This window comes from Paenimyroides tangerinum (genome assembly GCF_003865405.1).
Lineage (GTDB): Bacteria > Bacteroidota > Bacteroidia > Flavobacteriales > Flavobacteriaceae > Flavobacterium > Flavobacterium tangerinum.
The window spans coordinates 1-11241 of sequence record NZ_RQVQ01000013.1; the positions used below are offsets into that span (position 1 = coordinate 1).

Below are 11241 nucleotides of genomic sequence, written 5' to 3' on the forward strand. Positions count from 1 at the left end.
CGCTATCTAATAAAATTGTTGCGTTATCATTGCTTAACTTTAAGCTATAGAACTCACCAACTTTAACTGATAATTTATTTGTTTTTACTTTTTCTTGAGCGTTTGCGCTGAATCCGAACATTAAAGCGATTGCTAATACAGTAGTTGTTTTGAAGAAGTTACTTGTTGTTTTCATTTTTTGTAATAATTATTTTGTAATTTATATTTTTTTATCTATTTTAGCGATGTGGGTTTTGAAGAGCTCTCTTGTTTTTATTTTAATTTTTGACAAAAGTAATTTGATTACTTAATTCGTTTATTATCATTTTTGTTGAACGTATTGTCAATAAAAAAATCAATTTATTTAAAGTCATTTCTTAATTACGATGCAAAAGTAATTTGATTTCTTAATACGTTAATTATCATTTTTGTTGAACGAATTGTCAATAAAAATTTAAAAATCCATCTTTAAATTTCTTCCAAAGTTTCAGTTTTTTTGTGATTAAAAAAGTGTATTAAAAAGGGATGCGAAATTACGTAGCTTATTTATTTTTTCATTTGTAAAAAAATAACAAATATTTGTAATTTTTATATTTTCTAGATAGGGTAGTTAAAAAAAAGGAATCCTGTTATATGAGATTCCTGGTTTTTCTGTTTTTTTATAGTTAAATTGTTTTTATTTCATTTGATGTTAAGCTTTCTCTGTATTTTGAAGGAGAAATACTTGTAGCTGTTATGAAAAAACGAATGAAATTACTAACATCTTCAAAGTTCAATTCGTATGAGATTTCTTTAATACTCATGTTTGTGTGTTTAAGAAGTGTTTTTGCTTCGTTGATACAAGCAATTGCGATGAATTTCTTAGGTGTAATTCCATAAACAGCTTTACACATTTCTTTCATTTTATTATTATCAAGATCAAGTATGTTTGCATAAAAAGCAACAGATCTTTCTTTTTTGATGTTATTTTTAATTAATTCGTTGAATTTGTTAATCATTTTAATTTGATATGGTAAAAATTTCTTCGAATTAAATGATTGAAAATGTTGTAAATCCATTGAAAGCGTGAAAAGTAATATTCTTTCTATGGTGTTTTTAGCAAATAAATTATTAATTTCAGAAAAAGGTTCAATCAAAAATTTATTTAACATACCTGCGTAGTTTTCAACAAATTTAATGTATTGAGGTTCTAATTTTAAAAAGTTGATTGATTCTGTATTATTAAAATAAGAACATCTACTCAAAAAAATTCGATCAGATTCATTTATACAATAAAACTCTTCAGTAAATTGAATGTAATGAAGTTCATAACTTTCGGATGCTGTAAGTCTAAACATTTCATTTTTACCTAAGAAAATACAATCGTTTGGTTCTAGAACTTTACTTAAATGCGAAAGTGAAATCTTAACATTACCTTTTTTTACCCACAAAATCTGATAAACATCATTATATTGTGTAATATGTTGATCGTTCTCTGTGAGATATGTCGCTTTAGAAGAAATATAGCCTCTTGGATTTGATAAACTTAGTAAATCATTCATTATTAATTATTTTTACAAATATCATTAAAAAAGAATACTTTACCATAAGTGAAGTTAGTTTTAATAAAATCTAATGTTATTGTGTAAATTTTTAGTTTTTGTGCTGTTTGTAATGTCTTATTTATGTTAATTTTTGTTTTTTTTAAAAATTTCTAGATATTAAATGTATTTAGTCATTTTTCATGACTTGTATTTTTTTATGTTTTTGTTTTAAGAATCTATTTTTTCTTTTAAATTATTTGTCAAAAGAGATATAAAAAAAAACACTAATATTGTTCTTTACTATATTTAATACTCTATGAAGCATTTTTTTGCCTTTTTATTCTGTTTTCCCTTAGTTTCTTTTGCCCAAAACAATTTAGAAACTACTCAAAAATACCAAACCGAATTAATCACTTTTTACAATAATTCAGAAACAACTCCATTAGATGAAGAAGAGCAAAAATCATTTAAAGGAATTACTTTTTTTGATTTGGATGAAAAATATATTGTTGAAGCAGAATTGGAATTGCTTAAAAATCAAAAACCTTTTTTAATGCCATCTACAGGTAAAATTCAACAAGAATATAAAAAATATGGAATTTTACATTTCCAAATTGATGGACAGAAATTACAATTAGTGGTTTATCAGAATATTGCTTTAAGCAAGAGAAAGGGACTTGAAAAACATTTGTTTCTTCCATTTTATGATTTAACAAGTGGAGAAACAACTTACGGAGGCGGGCGTTATTTAGATGTTCAAATCCCTGAATCAAACAAAATGATTATTGATTTTAATCAAGCTTACAATCCATATTGTGCATATTCAGCGCGTTATTCATGTCCAATCACACCAGAAGAAAATTTCTTAGATATCGAAATCAAAGCTGGAGTAACTTATCCAAAAGATGAAATATAACATTCATACGCATCATTTTTCAAATCGAAAAGATGTTGTTGAATTAGTGAATCAATATCCAAATGAAGTCGATTTATTAATTCCAAATTTCACTGTTGGAATCCATCCTTGGTATATCGATTTTCAAAATTTAGAACACGATTTACAAATTATCGAACAAACCTTACAACATCCAAATTGTAAAGCTTTAGGAGAATGTGGTTTAGATAAACGCATAGAAACTCCTTTAGAAGATCAGATTTCTGTATTCAAACAACAACTTTTACTTGCCGAGAAACATAAAAAAGCTGTAATTTTGCACTGCGTTTCAGCTTATCAAGAAGTTATTGAAATCAAAATGCAACTGAAAATTACGGTTCCAATGATTATTCACGGATTTTCTAAAAACATACAAGTTGCACAAAGTTTGTATAAAAACGGATTTTATCTTTCGTTCGGAAAATATTTACTTCGTAATCCAGAACTTTTAAATGTTTTAAAGCAAATTCCTACCGAATTTCTTTTTCTTGAAACCGACATGATCGAAGAAACCATTGATCAAGTTTACGCAAAAGCCCAATCGGTTCTTGAAACTGATGTAGAAAAATTAATTGAACATAATTATATAAAAGTTTTTAACCGCGATTAATGTCCGATTTTTAGATCGGGAAGCTTAATCACTTAAATTGAATTGGAATGGCTGTTTGGCAAGAAAGAGCAGAATTATTATTTAAAGCAGAAGGAATCGAAACCTTAAAAAATTCGAACGTATTAGTAGTTGGTTTAGGTGGAGTAGGTTCATTCGCTGCTGAGTTTTTAGCTCGTGCCGGAGTTGGAAACATGACCATTGTTGATGGCGACATTGTTGATATCACAAATGTCAACCGTCAATTACCAGCCTTACATTCTACGGTTGGTATGCCAAAAATTAAAGTTGTAGGAGATCGTTTAATGGACATTAATCCTGAATTGAATTTAATTCGTATCGAAGAATTCATTTCACCAGAACGCGCACACGAAATTGTAACAAAAGATTTCGATTACGTTTTAGATTGCATTGACAGCGTAACTCCAAAATTAAACTTAATCATCGCTGCAAAACGCAAAGGTGTAAAAGTGATTAGTAACATGGGAGCTGGCGGAAAAATGTTAGCAAGCAAAGTGGTAGTTAAGGATATTGGTAAAACGGATGTTTGCCCGTTGGCTAAAGTAATTCGTAAACGCTTACGTAAAGAAGGAATCAAATCAGGAGTTAAAGCCGTTTTCTCTTTAGAAAAACCAGACGAAAGCAGTTTAAAAATGACCGACGGTTCTAACTACAAAAAATCGTTCTTCGGAACCAACAGTTGGATGCCCGCTTTATTCGGACTTCACGCTGCCGAAACCGTAATCAAACATTTAGTTAAGAAAGAAAAGTAATATTTAAAAGACTTTTTAGGAATAAAAAAATCACTAAAAATAATTTGTAAAAAAGTTATCATTAGTGATTTTTTTTTCTTTAGGGATGAATTATAATTTCATAATATAAAGATTTATTATATAGGACAAGGAGTTTTTGTGAGCGAACGCCATAAAAAAACGCTTCAAAATGAATTGAAACGTTTCTTTGTATTATTGAACTTCGACTTTATCACCAGCAGTATGCGATGAATGTTCGGGCGCATACATACTTTGAATGATTGAAATACCACTAGTAAAACTTCCAATGTTGTTTAATCGAACATCGTATTCTAGAACGTATTTTCCTTTATTTAAATGGTCGATAAAGAAATTGGTCGAGGCGTCTTTGGTAGTTTGGTAATAACGTAAACCGTTGCCGTAATGCTGACCTGATAGCACATCTAAAGGTTCGAAAGTTGCTGGACGATTGTCTTTGATGTGCAAATAACTCATTTCTTGAATGGCTTCGAACTCAATACGAACTTTCACTTTTTGACCTAAAACAAGTTGAGTTTCTGGTGTTATTAAATCCCATTTCCCGTCTTTATTTTCGATATAATAATCTCTCGAAATGGTTAAAACACCATCTGGACTGTTTTTTATTTTGTCCATATTTTCAAAATATTGCCAATAAATTCCTCCGTAAACAGGTTGCCAAGTGGTATTTTTGATTTCAATAGTTCCCATTTCAGGTTTTACTTTATCGCCCAACCATTGGTAAGAGAAAATCCCAATTTCTTCTTCGGTTTTTGAGTTGATATCTTGAGTTACATTTTTGATTTCTTTACCGACTTTTAACTGAATCGAACCTTTATTCAAATCCATACCTTGCTGCCCAAGAATTAAAGCATAAAGCGATTGCGTGGTTGCTTTTGTCGTTCCCCAATCGTTTTGGGTTTTCTTGCTTAACAACCAAGCATTTAATCGTTGGATTTTATCATCGGGCATTTTCATCGCTTTATAAGCTTCGATAACCATTGCCTGAACTTCGGCGGCGTTGTAATAGTAATAATTTCGACTTGAATTAGCACGCCAATACATTCCATAAGTTTCGTCTATAACAGCACTTTCTTCTAACTGATTGATGATTTCTTTTGCCCAAGCTGTTTCGCCTTTTCGTTGTAAAACAATGATTAATTTCGCTTTTTCATATAAAGAAAAATCAACCCATTTTTCACGATAATCATTTAAACGTTTGTCAATATGTTTTTGATTTTTATCTGAAATTTTAAATTGGTCTGTAAAATAACTTTTCATAAAAGCATAATCAAGTACTTGAGAAATCGAAGCGTCGTATTTATCACTGTATGATTTTTCAAAACGAAAATCTAAATAATTCTGCGCGCTATGAATGAAACCTTTATCTCCGTTTAAGAAATTCGATTTAATATCTAAATTGTTTAATTGTGCAGCAGTAACTACAATTTGCCAAGTAATATACGGATTTTCGTTTCCGCCAGTAAACCAAGGCAGTGAACCACTAGGAAGTTGACGTTCGATTAGTCTATCTTCGATTCGTTCGGTTAATTCTTCTAAACGATTCACATCAAAATTAGAAGCGAATTGCGCTTTCTTTTCGGTGTCTGAAATCAAATCGCGCATCCAGGGTGTATCTTGTAAAAGCGTTTGTTTCAAGTCTTCATTTTCTTCTAATTTCGACATTGGATTTTCTCTCCATTCTTTAACTAATTGCTCAATCATTGGATTTTCTTCCACAATATGCAAGGCAATTGCAGACGCAAAATATTTCGAGAATAATTGCTCGGAACAATCATACGGATAATCCATTAAATACGGAAACGATTGCATCATCAACCAAGTGACATTGTTTGAAATATCAATTTTCAATTGATGATTATCTAAAGTCGTTGATTTATTATCGATTAAATTGGTTAGTTGATAGGTTTTGGTTTCATTTGCCAATTGCCAAACAGGCAAAGTTTCAGTAACCAATTGACGGTTGCTTAAAACCGGAATCACACTTTCTTCACCATCGGTAAAATTACCAGCTTGAACCGAAATACGATATTGTAATCCAATAATGTCTTTTGGAATTTGAACTTTCCAACTTACCGCATTTGAACTAAAGCCTTCAATATTTACTAGAATAAACGCCTCAGTTTTAATGATTTGATTGGTTAAATCTTCACCTGTAATGGTGTTAAATAAACGCAACATCGCAGTAGCTTTTAGCTTATCATTTGTGGTATTGCTCACGCGAGCTTTTAAAACTACCTCATCTGTTTCACGCACAAAACGTGGCATATTAGGCTGAATCATTACGTCTTTTTGTGTTTTACTAAAGGTTTCTAAATAAACAAAATCAGCATTTTTATTATGAGCCAAACCTCTAAACTTCCATTCGGTTAAAGATTCAGGTGCAGTAAAATCAAAAACTATTTCTCCGTTTTTACCTGTCTTTAAATGCGGGTAGAAAAATGCGGTTTCATTTAAGTTTTTACGTAAGGTAATTGCTTTATGTGCATTTTCGACAAATTCACGATTTTCTGCGATATTTAAACCAGGAACTTGAGCTTGTAAAGCTAATACTAAATCTGCATTTGGGTATCCTACAATAGTTTGAGATGATACTGTTGAAGCTGCAACACTGCTTTTGGATCTTGCTGTTGTATCGGACATATCGGTTGTTACTACATTATAATCTTCATCAAAAAAGGTTTCTCTAGTCCCTGTACCTCGACTTCCTTTATCTGCACCACCAGTCATTTCACCTATTGATTTAAAATCTCCTGAAACAGAATCTTCTTTAATAATTTCATTTGTAAAATACTTTTCATCTTGAACAGATTTCGAAGCATCTGATAATAAATGGTAAAAAGCTTCACTTATTTTATACCATTCAGATTCACTATCGCGTAATATATTCAGTGATTTATCTGAAATTATTTCATTATCAGACTCAAGATAAATAATCGTAAAAATATTTTTTAATTCTAATCGAGTTTCTTTATAACCTAATGCAGCGACAGCAATTAACGGTTTTTCATTTTCGGAAATACTTGCAAAACCATCTTCGTTTGTGGTAGTTCGTGAACCCGTTTTTAGATTAAAAACACTTGCATTTGCAATTAATTTATCTGTTGATTCATCTCGCACTTCTATTTGATAATATTTTGTTTTATTATCAGAAGAAATATGACCGTAATATTTATTATAATAAGTATCTGTATTGAAACCATATCCAAAATATTCCCAAGTATTCCAATACATCGGATTTGAAAAACTTGAACGAGAAGTTGAAATTCGATTGCTAATTAAATTATGCTGTGCTTTTGGCGATGAAAAATTCACATACATATAATTGTAAATTTTACTTGCATTTGTATTCCAATATTTACTGTAAATCATATCAAGTGAAGCATCGTACATCGACGCTAAAAACTCGCCTTCAAAAGGTTTATTGGTTTTGCTATCTTTCAAGATTAACTTCCATTGATATTGCTGAGCTGGTGTTAACTTGTTATTCCAAGCTTGCCATTCGGCTTGCCATTTTGGATTATTGACTTCTTTTATTTGTTTGAAATCAAAAACACCATTTCCTTTATACATCTTTTGATTTTGTACAAAAAACCATTGATACGAAATGGTTTCGTTTTCTGAACTTGCTGACAAAGGAATACGAATGAACTGACTTCCTTTACGAATCGGGAAATTACGTGATTGAATTGATGCATCGCTATCAAAATATTCAATGAACAATGTGGCATCATCATAAATGCTATTCACTTCTAAAATCATATAATTAGCTGATGATTTTGGATGTGTGATAACCGTTAGATTTTCGTTTTTAGCTAATTTTTCCTCAGCCTTTTTAATTGAAAAATTGGTTTGGTTTTTAATAGGTAATTTCGATTTTGAATCAATCGTTTCGAAAACCAATTCATAAGCAGCCGTTTTCCAATCTTTGATATCTAATTCAAATTTTTTGTTTTCGGCTGTTGTAAAACTTCCCTCATAAACCAAAGTTTTTTCAGGATATTTCAGTTCTTCTAAATTATAAGCTTGATATGGAAATAATTTTCTAAACGTAGTTTCATCTATCGATTTTAATTCAGGAATTTGCCACGGACTATTTTCATAAAATTTATCTTTTGGAAGCGTTTGGTAAATTTTTATTGTTCCGGTTGCTGGAGTAAAATCTCCATTATGAGTTCGTGAATTTATTGAAACTTCCAACGGTTTATCTGTTACGAAATTTCGTCCAGCATAAACCGAAACATCAACCGAAGTGTTAGAAACATAAAAATCTAAATATTCTTCTCTTACTTCACCAGCTTGGTCTGTTACTACAATTTCAAAATTTACATTTACTTTAATAATTTCACTTCTAAAACGATTGCCTAACGAATCTGATGGAATCGTAAATTGATACTCAAACTTTCCGAAATCATCTGTTAATATTTCTTCATCAATTTTTACCAATACAACTGATTTACTTTTTTCATAATTATAGAAATTAGCTTCCGCATTTAATTTTACTTTCGCATTTGCAATAGCTCCGCCCGCTAAACTTTCGGCTTTTCCGCTTATTGTAATCTTCTCATCAAAGAAAACATTCTTTGTTATTTCATCAATTTTAAAATTGTAAGTTGGTCGTTTGTATTCTTCCACACGATAATCAAAAGATTCATTTGGAAAATTCAAATTACTCCAAAAATCCCCCTCAATTTTATCTTTATATTCATCTAATTTTTTAATTCGAATCGTAAATTCACCTGTAGGAATTGATTTAGGCAAAACAAACGAACCACTAAAACCTCCCAATTCATTTGTTTTAACAAGCTTTTCTTCAACATCATTTCCGTTATCATCCTTTAAAATAACTTTAAAAGATTTATTAGAAAGCACTTGATTTTGATTCGGATTCATTTCATACAAAATTCCTTTGAAATGCACTTCTTGCCCCGGACGATAAATAGCTCGGTCAGTAAACAAATCGACATTTGCTTGGCGTTGACGCCTTTCAATTTGCACCGATTGTCCCCAAGAATCTAAATAAAGAAATTTGCGATAAATTTCGTTATTTACATAAATTTCAATTTTATTTTCGTCACGGTAATTTCTACTATTAGGAACAATAATTTTTCCGTTTTCGTCAGAAACATATCTTTTACGATTAAAAAGTGCAGCTTTGTTTTGGTAAGGTTTACCCGTTTTTGGATTTAAAATAAAGATTGCCGAACTTTCGTTACTTATATTTTTGGTCAATAACATAACGTTCGAAGTTTTAAAAATCGAAGTTTTATTAGAGTTATACATTTCTAAATCTTTTTCATTTGAATACGAAACCAACAAATAAGTTCCAACAGGAAACTGCTCTCCTAAAATTTCGGTAGAATTTTGAAAATACGGAAAATCTTGTGGTAAATTATAAGTTACTTTTTTCAATGGTTTATCGTTTTTCAAAACCAATTTAAAAATACTATCATTAATGGCTTTATGCTTCGAAAAATCGTAATAAGCCAAATGTAGCGTATCGATATTTCTATAATCAATCAAATATTTTACAGGTTCATTTTCATAAACTTCTTCTTTTAACGTAATTGAATAATCTTTAGACTTAATCGAATTTTCTAAATTTTGAACTGCTTCTAATTGATTATTTTCTGTTTTAGATTTTTTAACTTCTTCAATGTTTTTCAAAGCTTTATCAAAATAATCTTTCTTTTCAAGTTTATTTGCCTCATCTGATAATTTATGCGCATACATCGAAATCCAACGATTCTTATAATAATTGGTTTTCAAGTTTTTACCTAAAGATTGAAATGTTTCAGATTCGGCATTACGTTCTGTAGCAAATTTTTCAAATCGCACAAAACGAATTTTATCTAACAACAAATCTTGATTCTTTTCTTGATATTGTTTTTCTAGATTTTGAAGTAACAAAGCCGCTTGTTTAGTCAGTTTTTGTCTAACATCTGAATAACCATTTGGCTCATCAAAAATGATTTTACAATTCGCAAAAGACGAATCAAAACGATTAAAATCTTTATAGGATGGATAAATAATCTGAGAATCGGTTGCGTAATCATTTATAAAATTGATTGCAAAAAAGTCGTAAACTGATTGATTTAAATTGTTGTCAATCATATCAAAATCAATTAAATATTTGATTTTATCGACCTTTGTTTTTTTCATCAAAGCTTCTTGTGCAAACAATAAATCTGCTTGCTCCAAAATAACTTCTTGATATTGTTGTTGCGTCCACAAATCGATATTTTTTGGTAAATCAGTTGTGTTTGTGGTAACTCCGCTGAAATATCTCCAATTCGAAAACTTCGACTCATACGCATTCATCAAGGTTTTGATGTAATACCAACGAAAAACTTCTTTGTAAATTCCGGTAGATTGCGAAATTTCAGAACGCAAACGTTCCACTTTTTTCTGAAAATTGGTTTCTTCCAACACATTTTCAACCTTCATCTGAAAGATAAAAGCTTTCGCTCTTTGCGCTTCGTTTTGGTCCTTTTTGGCAGTTTTATAAATCTGTTCAAGTTTGGTATTCAAAGATTTATACGAACCTTTTTGTTCAAGTTCATAAACTTCATTCCATTGTTTTTGATAATCTTGTGCGAAAATCGAAAAAGAAACGAAGCATAAAAAAAGTAGAATCTTGTTTTTCATAAAGTGGTTTTAATTCGACTAAAAGTAATAAAAATCAATCAGTTAAAAAAACTAAGTATTTCTAACTTTTGAGCAATCCTTCCACTGCGTTTCAGGTCGGGCTGTACGCACTCGCTTTTCGCAAATTAAAAATTTACAAAAGAGCTCAAACAAAGCTTCCATCCCTTTTGCGGGATTGGAAATTTGATGATTTGATGATTTGGAGATTTAGAAATGTATTGAATAAGAGTTTGAAAACTTCGTTTTTTGGAAAAACTGAATTGAAAACAAACCTACAAGGTTTGAAAAACCTCGCAGGTTAACTTTGAACTTTATGACTTTGTTCCACTGATGCACGAATACAGCTTTATAATGTTAAGTTAGCTATCTTAAAATTTCAGTGATTGAAATACTTTTTAGCTTTCTTTATATCGCTGCGCAGGTTTCACTAAACTCTTGCTTAGGAGTTACTCAACTCTTGCTTAGAAGTTGGCAAACTTCTAAGCAGGTTTTCATAAATAGCTGCGCAGGTTTTTACTAAAAGTAGCTCACGGTTCTTTTACATTCTAAATTACACTTGATTTTCATAGAATATAAAACTCCGACAGAGTTCTAAACTCTGTCGGAGTTGAATGAGTTTTACCGCAGATGCACGGATGGAATTTTCAATTGAAAAAATTAATGCTTTAAATATGAAATATGCAAAATGATGAGAATCTCGTTATCGAATAAAACTATAAAGTTTGGAAACTTCACAGATTATAATATTCGTAAAACTTC

5 protein-coding genes are annotated in these 11241 nt (G+C 30.4%); 3 read left to right on the forward strand and 2 right to left on the reverse strand.

Annotation, left to right across the window (positions count from 1 at the left end; genetic code table 11):
- Positions 1-644: 644 nt before the first annotated feature.
- Complete coding sequence (locus EG240_RS06960) at positions 645-1520, reverse strand: helix-turn-helix domain-containing protein (RefSeq protein ID WP_125018678.1); 876 nt, start codon at positions 1518-1520, stop codon at positions 645-647.
- Positions 1521-1818: 298 nt separating this feature from the next.
- Between EG240_RS06960 and EG240_RS06965 the strand changes: the two genes are divergently transcribed.
- Genes EG240_RS06965 through EG240_RS06975 form a run of 3 tightly spaced genes read left to right on the forward strand, consistent with a single transcriptional unit; the run spans position 1819 to position 3816 of the window.
- Complete coding sequence (locus EG240_RS06965; RefSeq protein WP_125018679.1) at positions 1819-2418, forward strand: DUF1684 domain-containing protein; 600 nt, start codon at positions 1819-1821, stop codon at positions 2416-2418.
- The gene (locus EG240_RS06970; RefSeq protein ID WP_125018680.1) at positions 2408-3046 is read left to right on the forward strand and encodes a TatD family hydrolase; all 639 of its coding nucleotides are present in this window, start codon (positions 2408-2410) and stop codon (positions 3044-3046) included. Before EG240_RS06965 ends, EG240_RS06970 begins: the two co-directional genes overlap by 11 nt.
- Before the next feature lie 47 nt (positions 3047-3093).
- The gene (locus EG240_RS06975) at positions 3094-3816 is read left to right on the forward strand and encodes a tRNA threonylcarbamoyladenosine dehydratase (RefSeq protein WP_125018681.1); all 723 of its coding nucleotides are present in this window, start codon (positions 3094-3096) and stop codon (positions 3814-3816) included.
- 192 nt (positions 3817-4008) lie between these two features.
- Here EG240_RS06975 and EG240_RS06980 read toward each other — a convergent pair whose 3' ends face one another.
- A complete protein-coding gene (locus tag EG240_RS06980) occupies positions 4009-10482 on the reverse strand; it encodes an alpha-2-macroglobulin family protein (protein ID WP_125018682.1) in 6474 nt (2157 codons plus the stop codon).
- Between the last annotated feature and the right edge of the window lie 759 nt (positions 10483-11241).

What these genes read in the sequence shown, in the direction of transcription:
- EG240_RS06965 (WP_125018679.1), top strand. Translation starts at nt 1,819, where the DNA reads ATGAAGCATTTTTTTGCCTTTTTATTCTGTTTTCCCTTAGTTTCTTTT.
- EG240_RS06970 (WP_125018680.1), top strand. Translation starts at nt 2,408, where the DNA reads ATGAAATATAACATTCATACGCATCATTTTTCAAATCGAAAAGATGTT.
- EG240_RS06980 (WP_125018682.1), bottom strand. Translation starts at nt 10,482, where the DNA reads ATGAAAAACAAGATTCTACTTTTTTTATGCTTCGTTTCTTTTTCGATT.
- EG240_RS06975 (WP_125018681.1), top strand. Translation starts at nt 3,094, where the DNA reads ATGGCTGTTTGGCAAGAAAGAGCAGAATTATTATTTAAAGCAGAAGGA.
- EG240_RS06960 (WP_125018678.1), bottom strand. Translation starts at nt 1,520, where the DNA reads ATGAATGATTTACTAAGTTTATCAAATCCAAGAGGCTATATTTCTTCT.